The 25,124-nt window shown below is 72.2% G+C and carries 21 protein-coding genes; 2 read left to right on the top strand and 19 right to left on the bottom strand.

The genetic code is table 11. The annotated features are described in order from the left end of the window. Nucleotides 1-2 precede the first annotated feature (2 nt). On the bottom strand, nt 3-695 hold the full coding sequence (locus tag ACFY23_RS02790) for a zf-HC2 domain-containing protein (protein WP_350684300.1): 693 nt from the start codon (nt 693-695) through the stop codon (nt 3-5). Beyond that, complete coding sequence (locus ACFY23_RS02785) at nt 692-1,186, bottom strand: sigma-70 family RNA polymerase sigma factor (protein WP_350684307.1); 495 nt, start codon at nt 1,184-1,186, stop codon at nt 692-694. The genes ACFY23_RS02790 and ACFY23_RS02785 overlap by 4 nt, the downstream gene beginning before the upstream one ends. 246 nt (nt 1,187-1,432) lie before the next feature. Here ACFY23_RS02785 and ACFY23_RS02780 point away from each other — a divergent pair, with 246 nt between their 5' ends. Next, on the top strand, nt 1,433-3,559 hold the full coding sequence (locus ACFY23_RS02780; protein ID WP_350684299.1) for a PhoX family phosphatase: 2,127 nt from the start codon (nt 1,433-1,435) through the stop codon (nt 3,557-3,559). 208 nt (nt 3,560-3,767) lie between these two features. On the opposite strand, the gene ACFY23_RS02775 is transcribed toward ACFY23_RS02780, so the two are convergent. After that, nucleotides 3,768-4,550, bottom strand: coding sequence for an IclR family transcriptional regulator C-terminal domain-containing protein (locus ACFY23_RS02775; protein ID WP_350684298.1), 783 nt, complete (start codon nt 4,548-4,550; stop codon nt 3,768-3,770). Nucleotides 4,551-4,704: 154 nt separating this feature from the next. Here ACFY23_RS02775 and ACFY23_RS02770 point away from each other — a divergent pair, with 154 nt between their 5' ends. Continuing rightward, nucleotides 4,705-5,886: an MFS transporter gene (locus ACFY23_RS02770; protein ID WP_350684297.1), complete on the top strand. Its 1,182-nt coding sequence runs from the start codon at nt 4,705-4,707 to the stop codon at nt 5,884-5,886. A 129-nt stretch (nt 5,887-6,015) separates the two neighbouring features. Here the strand turns inward: ACFY23_RS02770 and ACFY23_RS02765 are convergent, their stop codons facing one another. The 16 genes from ACFY23_RS02765 to ACFY23_RS02690 all read right to left on the bottom strand — a co-directional run bounded on the left by ACFY23_RS02765 (nt 6,016) and on the right by ACFY23_RS02690 (nt 25,097). After that, a complete protein-coding gene (locus ACFY23_RS02765) occupies nt 6,016-7,101 on the bottom strand; it encodes a polyprenyl synthetase family protein (RefSeq protein ID WP_350684296.1) in 1,086 nt (361 codons plus the stop codon). Nucleotides 7,102-7,191: 90 nt separating this feature from the next. After that, nucleotides 7,192-8,745: an NADH-quinone oxidoreductase subunit NuoN gene (gene nuoN, locus ACFY23_RS02760; RefSeq protein WP_350684295.1), complete on the bottom strand. Its 1,554-nt coding sequence runs from the start codon at nt 8,743-8,745 to the stop codon at nt 7,192-7,194. 55 nt (nt 8,746-8,800) lie between these two features. Continuing rightward, nucleotides 8,801-10,336 (bottom strand): NADH-quinone oxidoreductase subunit M, encoded by a 1,536-nt coding sequence (locus ACFY23_RS02755; protein WP_350684294.1) that lies wholly within the window; start codon nt 10,334-10,336, stop codon nt 8,801-8,803. 64 nt (nt 10,337-10,400) lie between these two features. After that, a complete protein-coding gene (gene nuoL, locus ACFY23_RS02750; protein WP_350684293.1) occupies nt 10,401-12,359 on the bottom strand; it encodes an NADH-quinone oxidoreductase subunit L in 1,959 nt (652 codons plus the stop codon). 11 nt (nt 12,360-12,370) lie between these two features. Then, entirely contained in the window at nt 12,371-12,670 is a 300-nt protein-coding gene (nuoK, locus tag ACFY23_RS02745) for an NADH-quinone oxidoreductase subunit NuoK (RefSeq protein ID WP_089002424.1), read from the bottom strand. A 112-nt stretch (nt 12,671-12,782) separates the two neighbouring features. Continuing rightward, nucleotides 12,783-13,553, bottom strand: coding sequence for an NADH-quinone oxidoreductase subunit J (locus tag ACFY23_RS02740; protein ID WP_350684292.1), 771 nt, complete (start codon nt 13,551-13,553; stop codon nt 12,783-12,785). Beyond that, the gene (nuoI, locus tag ACFY23_RS02735) at nt 13,550-14,191 is read right to left on the bottom strand and encodes an NADH-quinone oxidoreductase subunit NuoI (RefSeq protein ID WP_350684291.1); all 642 of its coding nucleotides are present in this window, start codon (nt 14,189-14,191) and stop codon (nt 13,550-13,552) included. The genes ACFY23_RS02740 and nuoI overlap by 4 nt, the downstream gene beginning before the upstream one ends. Nucleotide 14,192: 1 nt before the next feature. After that, on the bottom strand, nt 14,193-15,548 hold the full coding sequence (gene nuoH, locus ACFY23_RS02730; protein ID WP_350684290.1) for an NADH-quinone oxidoreductase subunit NuoH: 1,356 nt from the start codon (nt 15,546-15,548) through the stop codon (nt 14,193-14,195). Next, on the bottom strand, nt 15,545-18,058 hold the full coding sequence (locus ACFY23_RS02725) for an NADH-quinone oxidoreductase subunit G (protein WP_350818912.1): 2,514 nt from the start codon (nt 18,056-18,058) through the stop codon (nt 15,545-15,547). The genes nuoH and ACFY23_RS02725 overlap by 4 nt, the downstream gene beginning before the upstream one ends. Further along, nucleotides 18,058-19,374: an NADH-quinone oxidoreductase subunit NuoF gene (nuoF, locus tag ACFY23_RS02720; RefSeq protein WP_350683183.1), complete on the bottom strand. Its 1,317-nt coding sequence runs from the start codon at nt 19,372-19,374 to the stop codon at nt 18,058-18,060. The genes ACFY23_RS02725 and nuoF overlap by 1 nt, the downstream gene beginning before the upstream one ends. Beyond that, on the bottom strand, nt 19,371-20,528 hold the full coding sequence (nuoE, locus tag ACFY23_RS02715) for an NADH-quinone oxidoreductase subunit NuoE (RefSeq protein ID WP_350683181.1): 1,158 nt from the start codon (nt 20,526-20,528) through the stop codon (nt 19,371-19,373). Before nuoE ends, nuoF begins: the two co-directional genes overlap by 4 nt. After that, nucleotides 20,525-21,850, bottom strand: coding sequence for an NADH-quinone oxidoreductase subunit D (locus ACFY23_RS02710; protein ID WP_350683179.1), 1,326 nt, complete (start codon nt 21,848-21,850; stop codon nt 20,525-20,527). The genes nuoE and ACFY23_RS02710 overlap by 4 nt, the downstream gene beginning before the upstream one ends. Further along, on the bottom strand, nt 21,847-22,584 hold the full coding sequence (locus ACFY23_RS02705) for an NADH-quinone oxidoreductase subunit C (RefSeq protein WP_350683177.1): 738 nt from the start codon (nt 22,582-22,584) through the stop codon (nt 21,847-21,849). The genes ACFY23_RS02710 and ACFY23_RS02705 overlap by 4 nt, the downstream gene beginning before the upstream one ends. Beyond that, nucleotides 22,581-23,258, bottom strand: a complete 678-nt coding sequence (locus ACFY23_RS02700) for an NADH-quinone oxidoreductase subunit B family protein (protein ID WP_350683175.1) — start codon at nt 23,256-23,258, stop codon at nt 22,581-22,583. Before ACFY23_RS02700 ends, ACFY23_RS02705 begins: the two co-directional genes overlap by 4 nt. 14 nt (nt 23,259-23,272) lie before the next feature. Further along, nucleotides 23,273-23,638: an NADH-quinone oxidoreductase subunit A gene (locus ACFY23_RS02695; protein ID WP_350683174.1), complete on the bottom strand. Its 366-nt coding sequence runs from the start codon at nt 23,636-23,638 to the stop codon at nt 23,273-23,275. Between the two features lie 181 nt (nt 23,639-23,819). Beyond that, nucleotides 23,820-25,097, bottom strand: coding sequence for a geranylgeranyl reductase family protein (locus tag ACFY23_RS02690; RefSeq protein ID WP_350683172.1), 1,278 nt, complete (start codon nt 25,095-25,097; stop codon nt 23,820-23,822). Nucleotides 25,098-25,124 lie beyond the last annotated feature (27 nt).

Raw genomic sequence — 25,124 nt, 5'->3', positions numbered from 1 at the left:
GATCAGCGGACGTCGTAGGCGAGGACGGCGGTGCCGTCGGCGCGGAGCAGCTCCAGCCGGGCCAGCTCCGCGTCGGTGAACCGGGTCGCGCCGGTGATCCGCAACTCGTCGCCGGGGCCGGCGAGCCAGGATCCGATCTGCTCCGTCGCGCCGTCCGGGCCGTACGCCACCAGCCGGAAGGTGTACGCCTTGGCGTAGCCCGTCTTGGCGACGTACCCGCAGCGCATCCGCACCTCGGTGCCCCAGTCGGTGCTGGTCAGGGCGATCTCGGCGTGCACCGGCGCGGTGCCGGCCACCGGCTCCATGGTGACCATCCGCACGTCGCCGGGCGGCGGGACGGTCGCCTCGCGGGGCAGCACGGCGGCGGTGCCCACGCCGACGACCAGGGCCAGCGCGGCGGCGGCGAGAGCGGTGAGGGCGTACCGGCGGCGGGCGGCCGACCGCTCGCGGCGCCGGCGCTCGCGCGCGGCGGTGAGCAGCTCGGGGACCCGGGGGCTCTCCGGCGGCGGCAGGACCTGCTCCAGCCCGGCCGGGTCGAGCCGGCCCAGCAGGCCGGGCAGGACGGCGATCTCGGCCACCGCCTGGCGGCACTCGGCGCAGCCGGCGAGGTGCCGCTCGTAGGCCGCCCGCTCGGCGGGGGCCAGCGCACCCAGCACGTACGCGCCGTCGTCGTGCGCGAACTCGCACCGGGTCATTCGGTCACCCCCATCTCGGCCAGGACCAACCGTAGTGAGCGCAGGGCGTAGTGCGTACGGGACTTCACGGTGCCCGGCGGCACGCCCAGCCGGGAGGCCGCCTCCGCCACCGACCGCCCCTGGTAGAAGCACTCCACCAGCACCTCGCGGTGGGTGGGGCTGAGCCGGTTCAACGCCTCGGCCACGGTCCACGCCTCCACGGCGCGTTCCGCCTCGTCGACCGTCTCCGGGGGCTCGGGCAGCTCGTCGGTGAAGACCTCGCCGACCCGGGTGGAGCGGCGCCGCCAGGCGTCGATGGCGAGGTTGCGGGCGGTCGTGAAGAGCCAGGCCCGGACCGAGCCGCGCTTGGGGTCGAGCGACTCCGGGTGCCGCCAGGCGCGCAGCAGCGTCTCCTGCACCAGGTCCTCGGCCCGCTGCCGGTCACCGTTGACGAGGCGCAGGGCGTGCGCGTGCAGCGCCTCCGCGTGCTCGTCGTGCAGCGCGCGGAGCAGTTGGGCGTCGTGGTCGCTGATGGCTCTCCTCGCTCTCGGGCGCGAGTCCGGCGGTGGCGTCGCACGAAGATACGCGCCGTCGCCCCGATCGGTTCAGCCGCAGGTCATCGCGGCAGTCCCGGCCGAGGTGTTCACGCCCGGTTCACGCCGCCGCCGACGGTCGCTCACCGCGTCCTCCTAGCGTCCGGCGGGTACGCACGCCAGCGGCTGTCCGGCGTGCACCGACCCCTCCAGGAGGCTCCTCACATGAGCGACCGTCCCCGGCTGCTGCCGTTGCTGGGCGCCACCCGCCACGGCAGCCGTGACGCCATGACCTGTCTGTACCGGTGCGGCAACGCCTGCGACCACCCCGTGCCGAACACCTCCGACAACGCGTACTTCGGCGACGTGGTGGACGCAAAGGTCTCCCGACGCGGCGTGGTCCGGGCCGGCGCCGTCGGCGCGCTGGTCCTCGGCTTCGGCGGCGCGGCGGCCGGCGCGCTGGCCGGCGCCGCCCCCGCCGCGGCCGCCCCCGCCGCCCCCGTCGTGCCCGGGACCGCCGGCTTCGGCCGCCCCTCCGGCGGCGTCGGCAACGGCGCGCTGACCTTCAAGCCGGTCCCGCCGAACACCCTGGACACCCTGGTCGTCCCCAACGGGTACGACCACGCGGTCGTCATCCGCTGGGGCGACCCGGTCGTCCCGGGGGCGCCCGAGTTCGACCTGCACGGCCAGACCGCCGCCGCGCAGGCCAAGCAGTTCGGCTACAACAACGACTTCGTCGGGGTGCTGCCGCTGGACGGCCAGGGCAAGCGGGCGCTGCTCGTGGTCAACCACGAGTACACCAACGAGGACCTGATGTTCCCCGGCTTCACGAGCCAGGACGCGCTGAGCGTCGAGCAGCTCCGGATCGCGATGGCCGCGCACGGCCTGTCCGTGGTGGAGCTGGAGCGGGTCGAGGGCACCGGGCAGTGGCGGCCGGTCACCAAGGGCCGACTGCCGTACAACCGGCGGATCACGGCGCTGGCCACGAAGTTCGAGCTGACCGGGCCGGCCGCCGGCTCGGCCCACCTGCGCACCGCCGCCGACCCGAAGGGTCGCACGGTCATCGGCACCCTCAACAACTGCGCCGGCGGGGTCACCCCGTGGGGCACCGTGCTCTCCGGCGAGGAGAACTTCAACCAGTACTTCGTCGGCGGCGACGGCGCGCCGGAGGCGGACAAGCCGAAGCTGGCCCGCTACGGCATCACCACCACGAGCCGCTACCCGAGCGGCAGCCGCAAGTGGGAGCGCGCCGACGAGCGGTTCGACCTGGCGAAGCACCCGAACGAGGCCAACCGGCACGGCTGGATCGTGGAGATCGACCCGTTCGACCCGGAGAGCCGCCCGCGCAAGCACACCGCGCTGGGCCGGTTCAAGCACGAGGGCGCGAACGTCATCGTCGCGAAGAGCGGGCACGTGGTCGCGTACATGGGTGACGACGAGCGGTTCGACTACCTCTACAAGTTCGTCTCCGACAAGAAGTTCATGAAGGGCAACTCCTGGGTCGCCCGCAAGCACAACCTGACCCTGCTGGAGTCGGGCACCCTCTACGTCGCCCAGCTGGAGCAGACCAGCGCCGCCGAGATCGACGGTTCCGGCAAGCTCCCCGCCGACGGCGCGTTCAACGGCCGGGGCCGCTGGATCAAGCTGGTCAGCGGCAACCGCTCGTACGTCGACGGGATGACCGCCGCCGACGTGCTGACCTTCACCCGGCTCGCCGGCGACAAGGTCGGCGCGACCAAGATGGACCGCCCGGAGGACGTCGAGCCGAGCCTGCTCACCGGCAAGGTGTACGTGGCGCTGACCAACAACACCGACCGGGGCAAGGCCGGCAAGCCGGCCGCCGACGAGGCCAACCCGCGCAACCTGAACAAGCACGGCCAGGTGCTGGAGCTGGTCGAGGACCGCGGCGAGAACTCCGCCGAGACGTTCGCCTGGTCGCTGCCGATCGTCTGCGGCGACCCGGCCGACCCGTCGACGTACTTCGGCGGGTACGACAAGGCGGCCGTCTCCCCGATCTCCTGCCCGGACAACGTGGCCTTCGACGCCACCGGGAACCTCTGGATCTCCACCGACGGCAACGCGCTGGGCAGCAACGACGGCCTCTTCGCGACCGCGATCGAGGGGCCGGAGCGGGGCCACCTCAAGCAGTTCCTGACCGTGCCGGTCGGCGCGGAGGCCTGCGGCCCGTTCATCACCGGGGACAACCGCTCGGTCTTCGTGGCCGTGCAGCACCCGGGTGAGATCAGCGGCGCGTCGGTCGAGAAGCCGGCCTCGAACTGGCCGGACGGCGACTACGCCAAGCCCGGCGTGGTGGTGACCTGGCGTATCGACGGCGGGCCGGTCGGCAGCTGACCCCCTCCGGGCGGTCCGGCGCTGGACCGCCACCGAGGGCCCTCTCCCAGCCGGGGTGAGGGCCCTCGGCCGTTTCCGGGCACGGCCCCCGGAGTGTGCGCACCACGACGCCCGCTCGGCTCTCGGCCGAAGGGGCGAGCCGCCGCCGTCCGTGGGGCCGGCGCCAGCCGTCCCGCCGCCGCCGGGGCGGCGGAGCCGGGCGGTCGGGTCAGCCCTCCGCCGCCAGGCCGTCGGCGATGGCCCGGGCGGCGGTGAGCAGCTTCGCCCGGACCACCCGGGCGGAGGTCATCATCTCGCCGGCCGGCAGGGCGCAGGCCAGCACCACCCGGCGCTCCATGTCCTTGTCGGGGCTGACCAGCACCGCGGCGCACGCCACCCCCTGCCGGAACTGCCCCAGCTCCAACTGCATGCCACGCCGGTCGCCGGCGGCCAGGTCGACCTCGAACGCCTCGGCGCTGGTCAGGGTGGCGGAGGTGAACGGGCGCATGCCGTACTCGCGCAGGTAGCGGAAGCGCTGCTCGGCGGTCAGCGTCGCGAGCAGGGCCTTGCCCATGGCGGTGGCGTGCGCCCCCTCGTCGAACCCGGGCACCAGGTCCTCCAGGTAGGGCGAGCGGGGCCCCTCGGCGACGGCCGTCACGGCCACCTGGCCGCCCACGAACCGACCCAGGAAGTGGCTGTAGCCCGTGTCGACGGCGGCCCGGCGCAGGCTCTCGCCGACCGCCGGCGGACCCCGGAACGCCGTCACCAGCTCCCGGTAACGGTCGGCCACCTCCAGGCCCACGATGTACGTGCCGTCCTCGCGCCGGATCACGTAGCCCTCGTAGGCCAGGGTGCGGACGAGATGGTAGGTCGTCGCCACGGTCAGCTCACACCGCCGGGCGATCTGCTTGACGGTCAGGCCCTTCGGGGCGCGACCGACCGACTCGAGCACTCGTAGCGCGCGGGACACGCTCCGGATGAGATCCGAAGGTTCCGCCAAGGGGTCGCGCACAACCACCTCCGCCGCCGGGGACTTACACCATATGAAATACAGGCCCGGTGCGAAATGCCTGTTCGGGTGGAGGATGCCAGATCGTCACGGACAGCGCGTGCCGCCACCGGCACGGTGCGTGACCTGAAGCGGCCTCGCGTAGGTTTGCCGCACCATGACCCGCACCGCGCTCCACCCCGCCCCGGACGTCGCGTCGCCCCGCCCCGCCCGGGCCGCCGCCGGCGCCGTCGCCGTCACCATCGCCTCCGTCCTGCCGGTCTTCCTGGTCGGCGGGCTCGCCGTGCAGATGGGCGACGACCTCGGCTTCTCCCCCGCCGGGCTCGGCCTCGCCGTCTCCCTCTACTTCGGGGTCGGCGCGCTGGCGTCGGTGCCGTCCGGGCGGCTCGTGGAGCGGTACGGACCGGCCGTGGTGGCCCGCAGCGCCATCCTGCTCTCCGCCGGGGCGATGCTCGCCGTCGCCGCCCTCGCCCGGTCGTACGCCGTGCTGGTCGGGCTGCTGGCGCTCAGCGCCGCCGCCAACGCCCTCGGCCAGCTCGCCAGCAACGCCGCGCTGGCCCGGCACGTGCCGGCGCGGCGGCAGGGGCTGTCGTTCGGGGTGAAGCAGGCCGCCATCCCCGTCTCCACCCTGCTGGCGGGCGCGGCGGTGCCGACGGTCGCGGTGACGGCCGGCTGGCGGTGGGCGTTCGTGGCGGGCGCCGGGGCGGCCCTGGCGGCGCTGCCCGCCGTACCCGCGCGGGAGCCCCGCCCGGGCCGGACGGCGGCACCCGCCCGCGCCGGCCGCCCCACGGCGGCCCTGCTGGTGGTCGGGGTCGCCGCGATGCTCGCCGCGGCGGCCGCGAACGCGCTGGGCACCTTCGTGGTGGACTCCGCCGTCGACCGGGGGCTGACCCCCGGACTGGCCGGGCTGACCCTGACCCTCGGCAGCGCGGTCTGCGTCGCCGCGCGGGTCTGCGCGGGCTGGCTGGCGGACCGGCGCCCCACCGGGCACGTGGCCGTCATCGCGGGCATGCTCGTGGTCGGCGCGGCCGGGCTGGGCCTCCTCGCCGTCGCCGGCCCGGCGCCGCTGCTCCTCGGCGTGGTGCTCGGCTTCGGCCTGGGCTGGGCGTGGCCGGGGCTGATGACGTTCGCGGTGGTCCGGCTGCACCCGCAGGCCCCGGCCGCCGCCACCTCGATCACCCAGACCGGGGTGTACGCGGGCGGCTGCCTCGGCCCGCTGGGCCTCGGCGCGACGGCCGCCCACGCCGGCTACCCCGCGATGTGGCTCACCGCCGGGGCGGCCATGCTGGCCGCCGCCGCCCTGATGCTCACCGGCAGCCGGCTGCTCACTCGGCGTTGAGCGGCCGGGCCGATCCTGTCGGTGCCACGCCGATGGGACCGTCCGCCATGCGGGAATCCCAGGCCCGGTTCCACGAGCGCGGGTGACCGGCCGCCCCGGGCCGCCCCCGCGGCGGGCGGCCGGGTCGGGTCAGCTCGTGCGGTCGGCGATGTAGTCGCAGAGGGATTCCAGGGCGCGGCGGGCCGGGCCCTCGGGGAGCGGCGCGAGCTGCTCCCGGGCCTCCTCGGCGTAGCTGCGGACGGTCTCCCGGGCCCGCTTGAGCGCCGGGCTCTCGCGGAGCAGGCCGAGCGCCTCGGTGTGCAGCTCGTCGTCGGTCAGCGGGCCGGTGGCCAGGATCTCCCGCAGCCGCACCGAGGCGGCGTCGGCGTCGTCCGAGCCGAGGGCGTAGAGCACCGGTAGGGTCGGCACGCCCTCGCGCAGGTCGGTGCCGGGCGTCTTGCCCGACTCCACCGACTCGGAGGCGATGTCGAGCAGGTCGTCGGAGAGCTGGAAGGCCACGCCGATGGTCTCGCCGTAGCCGGCCAGGGCCTCGATGTGCTCCGGGGCGGCGCCGCCGAACATGCCGCCGAAGCGGGCGGAGGTGGCGATCAGCGAGCCGGTCTTCCCGGCGATCACGTCGAGGTAGTGGGCCACCGGATCGTCGCCGGGGCGGGGGCCGACCGTCTCGGCGATCTGGCCGTGCACCAGCCGGGCGAAGGTGCGCGCCTGGAGGCGTACGGCCTCGATGCCCAGGTCGGCCGCGATGTCGGCGGCGCGGGCGAAGAGGTAGTCGCCGACGAGGATGGCGACCGAGTTGGTCCACCGGGAGTTGGCGCTGGGCGCCCCCCGGCGCACGGCGGCCTCGTCCATCACGTCGTCGTGGTAGAGCGTCGCCAGGTGGGTGAGCTCCATCACCACCGCGGCCGGCACGACCTGCGGGCTGGTCGGGTCGCCGAACTGCGCGCCCAGCGCCACCAGCAGCGGGCGGAACCGCTTGCCGCCGGCCTCCACGAGGTGCCGGGCGGCCTCGGTGACGAACGGGTCGGCACTGGCCACACTGGCCCGCAATTCGACCTCGACGCCCTCCAGCAGGCCCAGCACGGACGCCTCGACGCGAGGATCGGCGAGATAGAGGCCGAGCGCGCCGAACTGACTCGTGCTCACCCTGGTCCGACGGCCGCCGGACCCGGTGGCACTTGAACGCTCGCCAGCCGGATTCACCACGCCTTCAACCATGCCACACCCCTCCGACCTGCCCGGGACGGGGGATACGGCGCGGGGGCCGGCACGCCGTGGCGTACCGGCCCCCGCGGGCGCGAGCGTCGGTCATCTGACAAATTCGGCGGCGCCGGTGGCCAGGTCGAGCAGCGGCGCCGGGGCGACGCCGAGGACCAGGGTGGCGACCACGCCGATCATCAGCGCGGCCGAGGTCAGCCCGCCCGGCACGGCGACGGTCGGCGTCGACTCGCCCGGCTCGGACAGCCACATCATCACCACGACCCGCAGGTACGGGAACGCCAGCACCATGCTGGTCAGCACACCGGCGATCACCAGCCACGCCTGCCCGCCCTCGAGCGCCGGCCCGAAGATCGCGAACTTGCTCGTGAAGCCGCTGGTCAGCGGGATGCCGGCGAAGGCGAGCAGGATGAAGGTGAAGACCCCGGCGTAGAACGGCGAGCGCCGCCCCAGCCCGGCCCAACGGGACAGGTGGGTGGCCTCCCCGTCGGCGTCGCGCACCAGGGTCACCACGGCGAACGCGGCGAGCACCGAGAAGCCGTACGCGACCAGGTAGAACATCGTCCCGGAGACCCCGTCGGCGCTCGGCGCCAGCACGCCCACCAGCAGGTAGCCGGCGTTGGCGATCGAGGAGTAGGCCAGCAGCCGCTTGATGTCGGTCTGGGTGACCGCCAGCACCGCGCCGACCAGCATCGTCAGCACCGCCACCGCGCCGAGGACCGGCGTGAAGTCCCACCGGGCCCCGTCGAAGGCGACGTGGAACACCCGCAGCAGGGCGCCGAACGCGGCGACCTTGGTGCAGGCGGCCATGAAGCCGGTGACCGGGGTCGGCGCGCCCTGGTAGACGTCCGGCGTCCAGACGTGGAACGGGGCGGCCGCCGCCTTGAAGAGCAGGCCGATGGCGAGCAGCGCCATGCCGGCGAAGAGCAGCACCGGGCTGGCCGGGGAGTCCGCCACGGCCGCGTGGACGGTGGCGAAGTCGACGCCCGCCGGCCGGCCCGGGACGCCCGCGGTGAAGCCGTACACCAGGGCCACGCCGAACAGGAAGAAGGCCGAGGCGTACGCGCCGAGCATGAAGTACTTCAGCGCGGCCTCCTGGCTCAGCAGCCGCCGGCGACGGGCCAGCGCGCAGAGCAGGTACAGCGGCAGCGAGAAGACCTCGAGCGCGATGAACATGGTCAGCAGGTCGTTCGCCGCCACGAAGATCAGCATGCCGCCGATCGCGAACGTGGTCAGCGGGTACACCTCGGTGAGGCCGTTCTTGCCCTCGGCCTGCCGCCGGTCGTCGGCGGACTCGGCGGTGACCGCGGCCTGGGCGACGAACGCCCCGCCCCGCTCCACCGAGCGCTCGCCGATGAGCAGCAGCGCCATCGCGGCGAGGACCAGGATCGCGCCCTGGAGGAAGAGCGTCGGCCCGTCCACCGCGATCGCCCCGCCGATGGTGATGGATCGCTCGTCCGCCGCCAGCACCACCATGGTCAGCGCGGCGAGCACCGCCAGCAGGGCCAGCGACAGCTGCACCACGTGCCGGAGCCGGCGGGGCACGAACGCCTCGACCAGCACGCCGAACAGCGCGGCGCCCAGCATGATCAGGGTCGGCGCGAGCGCCGCGTAGTCGATCGACGGCAGTTTCAGCTCATTCACTTCTTGAGCCGCCTTTCGTTCGCGACTGCGGGGCTCGCGAGCTCACTCCTCGCGCTCACCGCGATGCCTCCTGGACGGTGCCGCCCGAGGTCGGGGCGGGGTCGGTGCTGCCGATGTCCTGCATGGTCGCCTGCACGGCAGGGTTGATCACGTCGGTCACCGGCTTCGGGTAGAAGCCGAGCAGCACGATCAGCGCGATCAGCGGGGCGACCACGAACTTCTCGCGCAGGTTGAGGTCACGCCGCATGCCGTCGACCTCGGTCAGCGCCGGATTGAGCGTGCCCTGCGTGGTGCGCTGCACCATCCACAGCACGTACGCGGCGGCCAGGATGATGCCGAGCGTCGCGATCACCGCGACCGGCTTGTTCACCGTGAACGTGCCGATCAGCACCAGGAACTCGGAGACGAACGGCGCGGTGCCGGGCAGCGCGAGCGAGGCCAGGCCGGCGAAGAAGAGCACCCCGGCCAGGATCGGCACCAGCTTGCCGGCGCCGCCGAAGTCGCTGATCAGCGCCGAGCCGCGCCGGGCGATGAGCATGCCCACCACCAGGAAGAGCAGGCCGGTGGCGAGCCCGTGGTTGACCATGTAGAGCACCGCGCCGGTGCCCGCCTGGGTGGTGAAGGCGAAGATGCCCACCCCGATGAAGCCGAAGTGCGCGATCGACGTGTACGACACCAGCCGCTTGAGGTCGTTCTGGCCGACCGCGAGCAGCGCGGCGTAGATGATGCCGATCACGCCCAGCGCCAGCGCCCACGGGGCGAACCACTTGGCCGCGTCCGGGAACAGCGGCAGGCAGTAGCGCAGGATGCCGAAGGTGCCCACCTTGTCGAGCACGCCGACGAGCAGCGCCGCCGCACCGGCCGGGGCCGCGCCACCGGCGTCCGGCAGCCAGGTGTGGAACGGGAAGAACGGCGCCTTGATCGCGAACGCGAGGAAGAAGCCGAGGAACAGCCACCGCTCGGTGCCGGTGGAGATGTCCACCTGGGACAGCGCCTGCCAGTCGAAGGTCTTCCCGCCGACCACCCAGAGGCCGATCACCGCGGCGAGCATGAACAGGCCGCCGACCAGCGAGTAGAGGAAGAACTTCACCGCCGCGTACTGCCGCTGGTGGCCGCCGTAGCTGCCGATGAGGAAGTACATCGGCACCAGCATGACCTCGAAGAACACGTAGAACAGGAAGACGTCGGCGGCGGCGAAGACGCCGATCATCGTGCACTCGAGGACGAGCAGCAGCGCGAAGTAGACCGGCACCGACCGCTTCGACGACTCGGCGTCGTGCCAGGACGCCAGGATCACCAGCGGCACCAGCACCGCGATCAGCATCAGCATGACCAGCGCGATGCCGTCGGCGGCGAAGGTGAAGTTGACGCCCCAGTTCGGGATCCACGCGTACGACTCGCGGAACTGGAAGCGGTCACCACCGACCTGGAAGGTCACCCACATGACCACCGACAGCGCCAGCACCAGCAGCGACCAGCCGAGCGCCACCTGCTTGGCCAGCTCCGGCCGGCTGCGCGGCAGGAAGGCCACCACCAGGGCACCGACCAGCGGTGCCACGGTGAGCACCGAGAGGAACGGGAAGTCGGACATTATGCGGCCTTACCTCCGTCGTCACTGCGCGGTCCGCCGACGACGGCCGCCTGGAAGAGGTCGATCACGCCAGCCACCCCGCCTCGACGGCCAGGAACGCCGCCACCACCAGCAGCGCGCCGGTCAGGATCGAGGTGGCGTACGACCGGACGAAGCCGGTCTGGAGCCGCCGGAGCCGGCCCGAGCCGCCGCCGACACCCGCGGCGAGGCCGTTGACCAGCCCGTCCACGCCCCGGTTGTCGAGGTAGACGAGCGCCCGGGTGAGGAAGATGCCCGGCTTCTCGAAGACCGCCTCGTTGAACGCGTCGGTGTAGAGGTTCTTCCGCGCGGCGGTGACCAGCACCCCGGCCGGCTGCGGCGCGGTGGCCGTGCCGCCCCGGAACAGGAACCAGGCCAGGCCCGCGCCGAGCACGGTGACCAGGATCGACAGGATCGTGACCACGGCGTGGGAGAGGACCGCGTGGTGCTCCGCCTCCGGGCCGCCCAGCCCTGCGGTGGCGGTGAGCCAGTCCGGCACCGACGTGGAGAGCAGGTAGCCCGCCCCGACCGAGCCGATCGCCAGCAGGATCAGCGGGATCGTCATCAGCTTCGGCGACTCGTGCGGGTGCTCGATGTCCTCGGTCCAGCGCTTCGGGCCGTGGAAGGTGAGCACGAAGAGCCGGGTCATGTAGAACGCGGTCAGTCCGGCGCCGAGCAGGGCCGCGCCGCCGAAGAGCCAGGCGGTCCAGTCCTCCCGCTCGAACGCCGCCATGATGATCGGCTCCTTGGAGAAGTAGCCGGACAGCGGCGGGATGCCGATGATGGCGAGCCAGCCCATCATGAACGTCAGCCAGGTGACCTTCATGTGCTTCGACAGCCCGCCGAAGCGGCGGATGTCCACCTGGTCGTTCATGCCGTGCATGACCGAACCGGCGCCGAGGAACATGTTGGCCTTGAAGAACCCGTGCGCCAGCAGGTGGATGATGGCCAGCGCGTACGCGCCCCCACCGAGGCCGACGCCGACGAACATGTAGCCGATCTGGCTCACCGTCGACCAGGCCAGCACCCGCTTGATGTCGTCCTTGGCGGCGCCGATGACGCAGCCGATCAGCAGGGTCAGCGCGCCGACGCTCACCACCACGAGCTGGAGGGTCGAGTTGGCCGAGAAGATCGGGTTGGAGCGGGCGATCAGATAGACGCCCGCCGTGACCATGGTGGCGGCGTGGATGAGCGCCGACACCGGGGTCGGGCCCTCCATCGCGTCCGGCAGCCACGCCTGGAGCGGGAACTGGCCGGACTTGCCGGTCGCGCCGAGCAGCAGCAGCAGGCCGAGCACCAGCACCGTGGTCGCGGTCAGCGAGCCGACGCCGTTGAAGACCTCGTCGTACTGGGTGGTGCCGAGGGTGGCGAACATGATGAAGATGCCGATCGCCAGGCCGGCGTCGCCGACCCGGTTCATCAGGAACGCCTTCTTGCCGGCCGTGGCGGCGCTCGGCCGCTCGTACCAGAAGGAGATCAGCAGGTACGACGCCAGACCGACGCCCTCCCAGCCGAAGTAGAGCATCACGTAGTTGTTGCCGAGCACCAGCAGGAGCATGGCGGCGACGAACAGGTTGAAGTACCCGAAGAACCGCCGGCGCCCCGCGTCGTGCGCCATGTACTCGACCGCGTAGAGGTGGATCAGGAAACCCACCCCGGTGATCAGCAGCACGAAGACGGCGGCCAGCGGGTCGAAGAGCAGGCCGAAGTCCACCCGCAGGTCGCCGACCGTGATGAAGTCCCAGAGGCTCAGCTCGACCGACTTGTTCTCCAGGCCGCGCAGCTGGAAGAAGTAGGTCAGGCCCAGCACGAACGCGGCGCCGATGGCGGCCACCCCGAGCCAGTGCCCCCAGCGGTCGGCCCGCCGGCCGAGCAGCAGCAGGATCGCCGCGCTGACCAGCGGGATCGCCACCAGCAGCCAGACGCTGCCCAGCAGCCCGTCCGCCGTCGCGTAGGCGACGGTGCCCGCCGGCTCAGCCGGGGCGTTCGTCAGAATCGTTCCCACCGCAGGACCCCTCAGTACTTCAGCAGGTTGGCGTCGTCGACGCTCGCGGAGCGCCGGGTCCGGAAGATCGCCATGATGATGGCGAGCCCGACCACGACCTCGGCCGCCGCCACCACCATCACGAAGAACGCCATGATCTGGCCGTTGAGGTCACCGTTGATCCGGCTGAAGGTGACCAGCGTCAGGTTGGCCGCGTTGAGCATCAGCTCGACGCACATGAACAGCACGATCGCGTTGCGCCGGATGAGCACACCGACCGCGCCGATGGTGAACAGCACCGCGGCCAGCACCAGGTAGTAGTCGGGTGTCATCGCCGAACCAGCCTTTCGTTCGCGACTGCGGGGCTCGCGAGCTCACTCCTCGCGCTCACCGGTGCCAGCCTTTCGTTCGCGACTGCGGGGCTCGCGAGCTCACTCCTCGCGCTCACCGGTCGGTCCCCTTCAGCGAGGTCTCCCGGTCGGTCAGCTCGCGCACCGGCAGGATGTCGGGGGTGCTCACCTCGGTCAGCCGGCCGTCGGGCAGGCGGGCCGGGGTGGCCACCGAGGAGGAGGTCGCGTAGACGCCCGGGCCGGGCTTCGGGCCCGGGTAGTTGCCGGGCCGGAAGCGCGCCCGCATGGTCGTCGGCTGGTCGACCTTGTCCTGCTTGCGCCGCTCGATGTGCGCCAGCACCATCGCGCCGACCGCGGCGGTGATGAGCAGCGCCGAGGTCAGCTCGAACGCGAAGACGTACTTGGTGAACAGCAGCCGGGCGATGCCCTGCACGTTGCCCTCGGCGTTGGCCTGCTCCAGGCCGACGGCCGTGGTCCCCTCCAGCGCGCGCCAGAGCCCGCCGCCGACGAGGCCGGCGAAGCCGAGCCCGAGCACCACCGCCGCGACCCGCTGGCCGCGGAGCGTCTCGATCAACGAGTCCGAGGCGTCCCGGCCGACCAGCATCAGCACGAACAGGAACAGCATCATGATCGCGCCGGTGTAGACGATGATCTGCACCATGCCGATGAACGGCCCCGCCTGGAGCACGTAGAACACGCCCAGGCAGAGCATGGTCAGCACCAGCCAGAGCGCCGAGTGCACGGCGTTGCGCGCCGCGACCATCCCGATCGCGCCGATCAGCGCCAGCGGGGCGAGGATCCAGAAGGTGACCTCCTCGCCGCCGGAGACCCCGCCCGCCGCGGCGAGCACCGTCTGCGTGGTCATGCTCCGTCCCCCTTGCCGGCCGCGGCCCGCTGGGCGTGCTGCTCGGCGCCGGGGAAGGTCACGCCGGGGTGCTCCTCCACCTGGTACCGGCCCGGGTTGTTGGCCGAGTGCTCCGCGCCGGCCGAGGTGCCCGGGTTGGTCAGCGCGCCGACGTAGTAGTCCTTCTCGCTGTCGCCCAGCCGCATCGGGTGCGGCGGCTGCTCCATGCCCGGCAGCAGCGGCGCGAGCAGCTGCTCCTTCGTGAAGATGAGGTCCTGCCGGCTGTCCCGGGCCAGCTCGTACTCGTTGCTCATCGTGAGCGAACGGGTCGGGCAGGCCTCGATGCAGAGCCCGCAGAAGATGCACCGGGCGTAGTTGATCTGGTAGATGCTGGCGTACCGCTCACCCGGCGAGAAGCGCTGCTCGTCGGTGTTGTCGCCACCCTCGACGTAGATCGCGTCCGCCGGGCAGGCCCAGGCGCACAGCTCGCACCCGATGCACTTCTCCAGCCCGTCCGGGTGCCGGTTCAGGATGTGCCGCCCGTGGTAGCGCGGCGCCGAGACCGGCGGCTTGAACGGGTAGTCGGTCGTGACGACCTTCTTGAACATGTGCGAGAAGGTGACCCCGAAGCCCTTGAACGTTCCGGTGATCGCGCCCACGTCACACCTCCCTGGAGTCCGAGCCGGCGGCAATGTTGGCCGGCTCCCGCTCGGCGACCACGCGCCTGGTGCGCGGGCTCGGTGGTACCTGCAGGTCCATCGGGGGCAGCGGGAAGCTGCCGTGCGGCCGGTTGTCGACCTGTTCCTGGACGGTCGGCTTCGGCTGCGGCTTCCGGCTCGGCCACAGCAGCGTGGCGAGCAGCAGGATGCCGGCGGGGATGCCGACCGCGATCAGCTTGCTGCGCGAGTCCCAGTCCTCGATCGAGCGCAGGCCGGACAGGACCAGGATCCAGACCAGGTTGATCGGGAGCAGCACCTTCCAGCCGAAGCGCATGAACTGGTCGTAGCGCAGCCGGGGCAGGGTGCCCCGCAGCCAGACGAAGACGAAGACCAGCAGGACGACCTTGGCGAAGAACCAGAGCATCGGCCACCAGCCGGAGTTCGCGCCGGCCCAGAACGTGGTGATCGGCGCCGGGGCCCGCCAGCCGCCCAGGAAGAGCGTCGTGGTGACCGCCGACATGGTGACCATCGAGACGTACTCGCTGAGCATGAAGAGCGCGAACTTCAGCGAGCTGTATTCCGTCATGAAGCCCGCGACCAGCTCGGACTCCGCCTCGGGCAGGTCGAACGGCGCGCGGTTGGTCTCGCCGACCGTGGCGATGAAGAAGATGATGAAGCTGGGCAGCAGCAGGATCGCGTACCAGCCGGGGGCCGGGACCTCGACGCCCGCGATGCTCAGCCGGGTGCCGTCCGCCTGGGCGGCGACGATCCCGCTGGTGGACATCGTGCCCGCGGTCATGAACACCGCCACGATGCTCAGGCCCATCGCGACCTCGTACGAGATCATCTGGGCGCTGGAGCGCAGGCCGCCGAGCAGCGGGTAGGTCGAGCCGGAGGCCCAACCGCCGAGGACGATGCCGTAGATGCCCATCGACGAGCAGGCCAGCAGCACCAGCACCGCCACCGGCACGTCGGTGACCTGCAACGGCGTCCAGTGGCCGAAGATGCTCACCATCGGGCCGAACGGCACCACCGACAGCGCGGTGACCGCGCAGATCACCGAGATGGTCGGGGCGAAGAAGTAGACGACCTTGTCGGCCGCCTTCGGCAGGATGTCCTCCTTGAAGGCCATCTTCAGGCCGTCGGCGAGCGTCTGCAGCAGGCCGAACGGGCCGACCTGGTTGGGGCCGGGCCGCACGGCCATGCGGCCCACGACCCGCCGCTCGAACCAGACGCCGAGCAGGGTGGCGAGCAGACCGAAGACGAAGGCGAAGACGACCTTGCCGAGGACCAGCCACCAGGGATCCCGGCCGAAGTCGGCCAGCGTCGGATCCTGGGCCAGGTAGACCGCGTTCACTGGATTGCACCCCCTGCGTTGAGGAGCGGGCCCGGACGGCCGGCCGCGTCCGCGGCGACCTCTCCGGCCTCCGGCGCCGACCCGGCCGGGGCGGGAGCGGAGATCCGGACGACCGCGCCGGACGTCGCGCCGAGGCTGCGCCGCACGGTCGAGCCGGGCGAGTTGGTCGGCAGCCAGACGACGCCGTCCGGCATCTCGGTGATCGCCGCCGGCAGGGTCAGCGCCCCCCGGTCGGTGCCCACCGTCACCGGATCGCCGTCGGCGACGCCGAGCGCCTCCGCGGTGCCCTTGCCCAGCCGGACCACCGGCGGGCGGGCCGTGCCCGCGAGGTGCTCGTCGCCGTCGGTGAGGCTGCCCAGGTCGACCAGCTGGTGCCAGGTGGCGAGCACGGCCTCGCCGGCGCCCGGCTGCGGCACCGAGGCCGGCTCCACCGCCGGGGCGGCGGGCCGGTCGGTGCGGGTGCGCGGCAGGGCGCCCAGCTCGCGGCGGACGCTGAGCACGTCGCCGGTGCCGAGCTGCACGTCGAGCTGCGCGGCGAGGGCGTCCAGCACCCGGCCGTCGGTCATCGCGGCGGTCCGCAGCACCGCCTCGAAGGTGCGCAGCCGGCCCTCCCAGTCCAGGAAGCTGCCGGCCTTCTCGGCGACCGGGGCCACCGGGAAGACCACGTCGGCCCGGCGGGCCACCGCGCTCATCCGCTGCTCCAGGCTCACCAGGAACGGCACCGCGTCGAGGGCCGCCTCGGCCAGCCGCGGGTCCGCCAGGTCGGCCGGGTCGACCCCGGCCACCACCAGCGCGCCGAGCTGGCCGCCGGCGGCGGCGGCGAGGATGCCGTCGGTGTCCCGGCCGGCCTGGCTCGGGATCACCCCGGCCGCGATGTCCCACGCCTCGCCCAGCTCGGCCCGGGCGGCCGGCTCGGTGACCAGGCGGCCACCGGGGAGCAGGTTGGGCAGGCAGCCCGCGTCGACCGCGCCGCGGTCGCCCGCGCGCCGCGGCACCCAGGCCAGCTTCGCGCCGGTACGCCGGGCGACGTCGGCCGCCGCGGAGAGGCCGCCCGGCACGCTCGCCAGCCGCTCGCCGACGATCAGGATCGCGCCCTCGGCGCTCAGCGCCTCGGCGACCGTGGCGTGCTCGGCGAGCACGGTCGCCTCCTCGCCCGGCACCACCCGGGCCAGCTTGGCGCCGAGCTTCTCCAGGCCGCGGGTGGCGAACGGCGCGATCGCGTACACCGTCAGCTTCTTCTTGAGGTACGCCTTGCGCAGCCGCAGGAAGAGGATCGGGCACTCCTCCTCCGGCTCCAGCCCGACCAGCACCACGGCGGGCGCGTTCTCCACGTCGGCGTACGTCACGTCCGTGACCCCGGCGACCGAGCTGGCCAGGAAGTCGGTCTCCTCGCGGGAGACCGGCCGGGCCCGGAAGTCGATGTCGTTGGTGTTCAGCGCGACCCGGGCGAACTTCGCGTACGCGTAGGCGTCCTCGACGGTCAGCCGGCCGCCGGTCAGCACCGCCGTGCCCTGCCCGCCGTCCCGCGCCGCGCGAAGCCCCTCGGCCGCCACGGCCAGCGCCTCGCTCCACGACGCCTCGCGCAGCTCCCCGGTGCGCTCGTCGCGGACCAGCGGGGTGGTGAGCCGGTCGAAGGCGCGGGTGTACTGGAAGCCCCACCGCCCCTTGTCGCAGTTCCACTCCTCGTTGACCTGCGGGTCGTCGCCGGCCAGCCGGCGCAGCACCTTGCCCCGCCGCCAGTCGGTGCGCTGGGCGCACCCGGCCGAGCAGTGCTCGCAGACGCTCGGGGTGGAGACCAGGTCGAACGGGCGGGCCCGGAACCGGTACTGCGCGCCGGTCAGCGCGCCGACCGGGCAGATCTGCACCGTGTTCCCGGAGAAGTACGAGTTGAACGGCACGTCACCCGCGTCGCCCTCCTCGCCGTACTCCTCGTCCCGGTAGATGTTGATCTCCTCGGCGGACGACCGGCCCATCAGGTCGATGAACTTGTCGCCGGCGATCTCCTCGGAGAACCGGGTGCAGCGCTGGCAGAGCACGCAGCGTTCGCGGTCGAGCAGCACCTGGGTGCTGATCGGCAGCGGCTTCGGGTACTCCCGCTTGTGCTCGTGGAACCGCGAGTCGGCGCGGCCGGTCGACATCGCCTGGTTCTGTAGCGGGCACTCGCCGCCCTTGTCACACATGGGGCAGTCGAGCGGGTGGTTGAGCAGCAGCAGCTCCATGACCCCCTCCTGCGCCTTCTTGGCGACCGGGGAGGTGAGCTGCGTGCGTACGACCATGCCGTCGGCGACGGTCTGGGTGCAGGAGGCGACCGGCTTGCGCTGCCCCTCCACCTCGACCAGGCACTGCCGGCACGCGCCGGCCGGGGCCAGCAGCGGGTGGTCGCAGAACCGGGGGATCTCGGTGCCCAACTGCTCGGCGACCCGGATCAGCAGCGCCCCCTTGGGGGCGGTGACCTCGACGCCGTCGATGGTGAGCGTGACGGTTTCCTGGGCCTTGACGACGTCAGTCATTAGTGCGCTCCCACCAGCTGCTTGTCCGACAGCTTCGGCGCGGTACGTCCCTCGATGTAGTCGAGGTAGTCCTGCTTGAAGTACTTCAGCGACGAGGTCACCGAGCTGGTCGCACCGTCACCCAGGCCGCAGAACGAGCGGCCGAGGATGTTGTCGCAGGTGTCGAGCAGGGTGTCCAGGTCCTCGTGGGTGCCCTGGCCGGCGAGGATCCGCCGGTAGACCCGGACCATCCAGTAGTTGCCCTCACGGCACGGGGTGCACTTGCCGCACGACTCGTGGTGGTAGAACTCCAGCCACCGGTAGGTCGCGTAGACCGGGCAGTCCTGGTCGGAGAAGATCTGGGTGGCCGTGGTGCCGAGGATCGAGCCGGCCGCCGCCACCCCCTCGAAGTCCAGCGGCACGTCCAGGTGCTCGGCGGTGAGCAGCGGCGTCGACGAGCCGCCCGGCGTCCAGAACCGCAGGTTGTGGCCCGGCTGCATGCCGCCGGCCAGCTCGATCAGCTCCCGCAGCGTGACGCCCATCGTGCACTCGAACTGGCCGGGGTTGGCGACCCGGCCGGAGAGCGAGTAGATCATCGGGCCGGAGGACTTCTCCGTGCCCATGGTCTTCCACCAGTCCGCGCCGCCCAGCACGATGTACGGCACGCTCGCGATGGTGCCGACGTTGTTCACGACGGTCGGGCTCGCGTACAGGCCATGGGTCGCCGGGAACGGCGGGCGCAACCGGGGCTGGCCCCGGAAGCCCTCCAGCGAGTCCAGCAGCGCGGTCTCCTCGCCGCAGATGTACGCCCCGGCGCCCGAGTGCACCACCAGGTCCAGGTCGAACCCGGACCCGAGGATGTTCCTGCCGAGGTAGCCCCTGGCGTACGCCTCCTGCACGGCGTTGCGCAGCCGGCGCGCGGCGTGCACCGCCTCGCCCCGGATGTAGATGTAGGCGCGGTTGGCCCGGATCGCGTACGACGCGATGATCACGCCCTCGACGAGCGAGTGCGGGTCGTGCGTCATCAGCGGCAGGTCCTTGCACGTGCCCGGCTCGCCCTCGTCGGCGTTGACCACGAGGTAGTGCGGCTTGCCGTCGCCCTGCGGGATGAACCCCCACTTGAGACCGGTCGGGAAGCCGGCGCCGCCGCGACCGCGCAGGCCGGAGTCCTTGACCAGTTGGATCAGGTCGTCCGGGTGGGCCTTGAGCGCCTTGCGCAGGGCCGCGTAGCCGTCGAGCTTCTCGTAGGTGCCGATCCGCCACGCGTCCGGCGACAGCCAGCGCTTGGTGAGCACCGGCGTCAGCTTGGCCAGGGTCTCCGGCCGGGGAGTGGTCACTTCTGGACCCCCGTCTCGCTCGCGCGGGCGGAGCCCGCGCCACCGGCGCCGGCCCCCGCCTCGGCTTCCTTGAGGTTGCGCTCCTGCGCCCCGGCCTCGTCGCCGGCGGGCTTGCCGTCGCCGGCCGGCGCGTTCGCCGCGGCTCCGGCGGCCTCCGCCGCCTGGGCGTCGCGGGGCGCCGGCGGCACGCTGTCGGCGGGGACCTTGGTGCCGGGGGCGTCCGGCACGGCGGTCGCCGCGTCGGGCTGGCGGGTCTCGGCGGCCCGCACCTCGGGCGACTTGGCGTCCGGCGCCCGCACGTCCCGGGTGGTGCTGCCGGCGGCCTCGGCGGCGCGGGCCGGCTCGCCGGCGCCCGCGTTGCCGGCCGTACCCGTGGCGGGCCCGGCGCCGTTGCCGCCCGCGGCCGGGGCGGGAGCCGGCTTGGCGGCCTCGCTCCTGGCCTTCGCCTCGGCGGCGGCCTTGTCGGCCTCGGCCTTGCTGCGGATCGGGGTGTTCGGGTCGAAGCCCGGCACCGAGATGCCGTGCTGCTGCGCCAGCCGCAGCCCGCGCAGGGTGGGCTCCCCCGGCCCGCCGTCGGCCACCGCGCCCTCGCGCTCGTCGGCGAAGCCGGCGAGCTGCACCGCCATCTCCTTGAGCGTGCAGAGCCGGGCGCCCCGGGTCGGCATCGGCCGACCGCCGGCGCGCAGCTCGTCGACCACGCCGAGCGCGGTCTGCGGGTCCACGCCGTCGAAGAAGTCGTAGTTGACGGTCATCACCGGCCCGTAGTCGCAGGCCGCCAGGCACTCGGCGTGCTCCAGGGTGATCTTCCCGTCGGCGGTGGTCTCGTCGTGCCCCACACCGAGGTGCTCGGCGAGGGTGTCGTAGACCTCCTGGCCGCCGAGCACGTTGCACATCGTGTTGGTGCAGACGCTCACCAGGTAGTCGCCGGTCGGCCGGCGCTTGTACATGGTGTAGAAGGTGGCCACCGCGCCGACCTGGGCCTTGTTCAGGCCCAGCACCTCGGCGCAGAACTCCACGCCGGCCGGCGAGACGTAGCCCTCCTCGGCCTGCACCAGGTGCAGCAGCGGCAGCAGCGCCGACCGGGACCGGTCGGCCGGGTACCGGGCGATGATCTCCCGGGCCCGTTCGCGGGTCTCTTCAGTGAAAACGCTCATCGGTCACAACCACCCATCACCGGGTCCAGCGAGGCGCCGCCGGCGATCACGTCGGCGATCAGGCCGCCCTCGGCCATCGCCGGGAGGGCCTGGAGGTTGACGAAGCTCGGTTCGCGGTAGTGCACCCGGTACGGCCGGGTGCCACCGTCGGAGACCGCGTGCACGCCCAACTCGCCGCGCGGCGACTCGACGGCGGCGTAGACCTGGCCCGGCGGCACCCGGAAGCCCTCGGTGACGAGCTTGAAGTGGTGGATCAGCGACTCCATCGACTGACCCATGATCTTCGCGACGTGCTCCAGCGAGTTGCCCATGCCGTCGACGCCGATGGCGAGCTGCGCCGGCCAGGCGATCTTCTTGTCGGCCACCATCACCGGGCCCGGCCGGAGCCGGTCCAGCGCCTGCTCGACGAGCTTGAGCGACTCCCGGATCTCGGCGAGCCGCACGAGGTAGCGGCCCCACACGTCGCCGTCGGTGTGCGTCGGGACGTCGAACTCGTACGTCTCGTAGCCGCAGTACGGCATCGTCTTGCGCAGGTCCCAGGCCAGGCCGGCGGAGCGCAGCACCGGGCCGGTCACGCCGAGCGCGACGCAGCCGGTCACGTCGAGCACCGCGACGTTCTTCGTCCGCTCGATCCAGATCGGCTGGCCGGAGAGGAGGTTCTCGTACTCCTTGAGCTTCTTCGGCATCAGCTTCAGGAAGTCGCGGATCTTGACGATCGCCTCGTCCGGCACGTCCTGGGCGACGCCGCCCGGCCGGACGTACGCGTGGTTCATCCGCAGGCCGGTGACGATCTCGAAGATCTCCAGGATGTGCTCCCGCTCCCGGAAGCCGTAGAGCATCATGTTGATCGCGCCCAGCTCCATGCCGGTGGTGGCCAGCCAGACCAGGTGCGACGAGATCCGGTTCAGCTCCATCATGAGCACCCGGATGGTGGTCGCCCGCTCGGTGATCTGCTCCTCGATGCCGAGCAGCTTCTCCACCGCCAGCGCGTACGCCGTCTCGTTGAACAGCGGGGAGAGGTAGTCCATCCGGGTCACGAAGGTGCTGCCCTGGACCCAGTTGCGGTATTCGAGGTTCTTCTCGATGCCGGTGTGCAGGTAGCCGATCACCGAGCGGGCCTCGCGGACCGTCTCGCCCTCCAGCTCGAGGATCAGCCGGAGCACGCCGTGCGTCGACGGGTGCTGCGGGCCCATGTTGACGACGATCCGCTCGTCGTTGATGGGGTCGGTGCCCGACACGACGCTGTCCCAGTCGCCACCGGTGACGGTGAAGACCTTGCCCTCGGTGGTGTCGCGCTCGGTGGCGTAGTTCGACGTGGTCACTGGTACGACCTCCGCTGGTCCGGCGGTGGAATTTCAGCGCCCTTGTACTCGACGGGCACGCCGCCGAGCGGGTAGTCCTTGCGCTGCGGGAAGCCCTCCCAGTCGTCCGGCATGAGGATCCGGGTCAGGCTGGGGTGGCCGTCGAAGACGACGCCGAACATGTCGTACGTCTCGCGCTCCTGCCAGTCCGCCGTCGGGTAGACCGAGGTGACGCTCGGCAGGTGCGGGTCCTCGGCGGGGACCGCGGCCTCCAGCCGCACGCGGCGGCGGTAGGTCATCGAGGTGAGCTGGTAGACGACGTGCAGCCGGCGGGAGTCGGCGCCCAGGTAGTCCACACCGGACACCGAGGAGCACAGCTCGAAGCGGAGCGCCAGGTCGTCCCGCATCACCTGGCAGACCTCGGCGATCCGCTCGGGGCGTACGTGCAGGGTCAGCTCGCCCCGGTCGACCACGACCTTCTCGATGGCGTCGCCGAAGGCCGGGTACGCCTCCTCCAGCGCGTCGCGGACCTCGTCGAAGTAGCCCCCGTACGGGCGGGGGGCGTCCTCGATGGTCCGGCGCTGGCGGACCAGGCCGCCGAAGCCGGAGACGTCGCCGGAGCCCTGGTTGCCGAACATGCCCCGGCCCGCCGGGCTGGCCGGCGGGTGTTCGGCCGGGGCCCCGCTGGTGGCGCCGGCCGGCGTCACCGGCACCGGCACGCCGCCGTCGTTCGCCTTGTGGTCAGGTGCGGTCACTTGTTCACGCCCCCGTGCTGCAGGTGGTTCTGGGCCTTCATCCAGTTCTCGATCCGCAACTGCTCCTCGCGGCCCTCGCGGACCGCCTTGGTCCACTCGGCCCGCCGGGCCTTGTCGCTGCGGTACGACGACGGCATCGAGCCGTACGGGACGACCGGGACGTCACCGCGCTCCTTGCGCGCCTCGAGCATCTTGCGGCCGTTCGGGCCGAGCGGCTCGTACATGATCTTCTCGCGCAGCTTGAGGACCGCGTCGATGAGCATCTCGGGCCGGGGCGGGCAGCCGGGGAGGTACATGTCCACCGGGACGACGTGGTCGACGCCCTGCACGATGGCGTAGTTGTTGAACATGCCGCCGCTGCTGGCGCAGACGCCCATCGAGATCACCCAGCGGGGCTCCGCCATCTGGTCGTAGATCTGGCGCAGCACCGGGGCCATCTTCTGGCTCACCCGGCCGGCCACGATCATCAGGTCGGCCTGGCGGGGCGAGGCCCGGAAGACCTCCATGCCCCAGCGACCCATGTCGTAGTGCGGGCCACCGGCCGCCATCATCTCGATCGCGCAGCAGGCCAGGCCGAAGGTGGCGCCCCAGACCGACGACTTCCGCGACCAGTTGACGAGCTTCTCCACCGAGGTGAGCAGGACGCCGGCGGGGAGCTTCTCCTCGATACCCATCTGAGGTTCCTCCCTCAGTCCCAGTCCAGGCCGCCACGCCGCCAGACGTAGGCGTACGCGACGAAGACCGCGACGATGAACAGGACCATCTCCACGAAGCCGAAGATCGGCAGGGCGTCGAACGAGACCGCCCAGGGGTAGAGGAAGATGATCTCGATGTCGAAGACGATGAAGAGCATCGCCGTCAGGTAGAACTTGATCGGGAACCGGCCGCCGCCGACCGGCTGCGGGCTGGGCTCGATGCCGCACTCGTACGCCTCGAGCTTGGCCTTGTTGTAACGCCGGGGACCGGCGAAGCGGGCGGCGCCCACGGAGAACAGCGCGAACCCCGCGGCGAGGGCGAACAGCCCGATGATCGGTGCGTAAGGCGAGAGCGTCATCGTTTTCTCCTGCTCGTCCTTCCCTGCCCCTGGTCCTTGACGAAAATCACACTATTCACGTCCCTCGCAGCGCCTGTCGCCGGGGGTCGATCTCTGTCCGCGCCCGCGGCCGTCGCCGGCCGGGGGCCCGCCCGTCACACGAGCCCGCCGTCGCTTTGCGGCTGCGAGCCCACTCGTCGCGCTACACCGCTGGTGCCACCTTCGTCATCGCGTTGATGACCCGGTCCATCGCGTCTCCGCCACGGGGGTCGGTCAGGTTGGCCAGCAGCTTGAGCACGAAGCGCATCAGCATCGGGTGCGGCATGCCGTGCTTCGTGGCCATGCGCATGATCTCCGGGCGGCCGATGAGCTTCACGAAGACGCCGCCGAGCCGGTAGTAGCCGCCGAAGCGGGCCTTCAGCTCCGCCGGGTAGGCCATCAGGGCGCGCTCACGCTCGGCGCCGGCCGGGCGCGCGAGGGCCTGCACGGCGATCTCCGCGGCCATCTCACCGGACTCCATCGCGTACGCGATGCCCTCGCCGTTGAACGGGTTGACCATGCCGCCGGAGTCGCCGACCAGCATCACGCCGCGGGTGTAGTGCGGTACCCGGTTGAAGCCCATCGGCAGCGCGGCGCCGAGGATCGGCCCCTCCGCGTTCGCCTCGTCGGTCATGCCCCAGTCCGCCGGGGTGTTGGCCAGCCAGTCGGTGAGCAGCCGGCGGTAGTTCGTCTTGCCGAACGCGGACGAGGAGTTGAGCACGCCGAGGCCGACGTTGACCCGGCCGTCGCCCAGCCCGAAGATCCAGCCGTACCCGGGCAGCAGGTTGTCGCCGCTGTCCTTGCTGCGCAGCTCCAGCCAGGACTCCAGGTAGTTGTCGTCGTGCTTGGCGGGCGAGCGGTAGTAGCGCCGGACGGCGACCCCGATCGGCCGGTCCTCCCGCTTGGCCAGCCCGAGGGCGAGCGGGAAGCGGCCGGAGACCCCGTCGGCCGCGACCACCAGCGGGGCGTGGAAGGTGGCGGGCTCCTTGTCCGGGCCGACCTCCGCCTCGACGCCGATCACCCGCCCGTCCGGGTCGAGCACCGGGCCGGTGACGTTCACGCTGGTGCGCAGCTTGGCGCCGGCGGCGACGGCCCGCTGGGCGAGCAGGTCGTCGAAGTCCAGCCGGGTGCGCACCAGGCCGTAGTTGGGGAAGCTCGCCAGGTCGGGCCAGTCCAGCTCCAGCCGGACGCCGCCGCCGATCACCCGCAGGCCCTTGTTGTGCAGCCAGCCCGCCTCGGGCGAGGTGTCCACGCCCATCCGGATCAGCTGCCGCACCGCGCGCGGGGTCAACCCGTCGCCGCAGACCTTCTCCCGGGGGAACTCCGTCTTCTCCAGCAGCAGCACCCGTACGCCGTGCCGAGCCAGGTGGTACGCGGTAGCCGACCCACCGGGACCGGCGCCCACGACGATCACGTCGGCGTCATGCTCCACCGCGGTCATCTCGCGCCTCCTCCCGCATGCTCGTGA

The sequence above is a fragment of the Micromonospora sp. NPDC000121 genome, from assembly GCF_042899165.1.
GTDB lineage: Bacteria > Actinomycetota > Actinomycetes > Mycobacteriales > Micromonosporaceae > Micromonospora.
The sequence above is the reverse complement of the archived record's forward strand: the minus strand, read 5'-3'. Positions and strand labels throughout refer to the sequence as shown.

Bases quoted from the DNA above. Each gene is read 5' to 3' on its own strand.
- ACFY23_RS02695 (WP_350683174.1), bottom strand. From the start codon at position 23,638: ATGACGCTCTCGCCTTACGCACCGATCATCGGGCTGTTCGCCCTCGCC.
- nuoK (WP_089002424.1), bottom strand. From the start codon at position 12,670: ATGACACCCGACTACTACCTGGTGCTGGCCGCGGTGCTGTTCACCATC.
- ACFY23_RS02725 (WP_350818912.1), bottom strand. From the start codon at position 18,058: ATGACTGACGTCGTCAAGGCCCAGGAAACCGTCACGCTCACCATCGAC.
- ACFY23_RS02770 (WP_350684297.1), top strand. From the start codon at position 4,705: ATGACCCGCACCGCGCTCCACCCCGCCCCGGACGTCGCGTCGCCCCGC.
- ACFY23_RS02740 (WP_350684292.1), bottom strand. From the start codon at position 13,553: ATGACCACGCAGACGGTGCTCGCCGCGGCGGGCGGGGTCTCCGGCGGC.
- ACFY23_RS02790 (WP_350684300.1), bottom strand. From the start codon at position 695: ATGACCCGGTGCGAGTTCGCGCACGACGACGGCGCGTACGTGCTGGGT.
- ACFY23_RS02700 (WP_350683175.1), bottom strand. From the start codon at position 23,258: ATGGGTATCGAGGAGAAGCTCCCCGCCGGCGTCCTGCTCACCTCGGTG.
- ACFY23_RS02780 (WP_350684299.1), top strand. From the start codon at position 1,433: ATGAGCGACCGTCCCCGGCTGCTGCCGTTGCTGGGCGCCACCCGCCAC.
- nuoE (WP_350683181.1), bottom strand. From the start codon at position 20,528: ATGAGCGTTTTCACTGAAGAGACCCGCGAACGGGCCCGGGAGATCATC.
- ACFY23_RS02755 (WP_350684294.1), bottom strand. From the start codon at position 10,336: ATGTCCGACTTCCCGTTCCTCTCGGTGCTCACCGTGGCACCGCTGGTC.
- ACFY23_RS02765 (WP_350684296.1), bottom strand. From the start codon at position 7,101: ATGGTTGAAGGCGTGGTGAATCCGGCTGGCGAGCGTTCAAGTGCCACC.
- ACFY23_RS02690 (WP_350683172.1), bottom strand. From the start codon at position 25,097: ATGACCGCGGTGGAGCATGACGCCGACGTGATCGTCGTGGGCGCCGGT.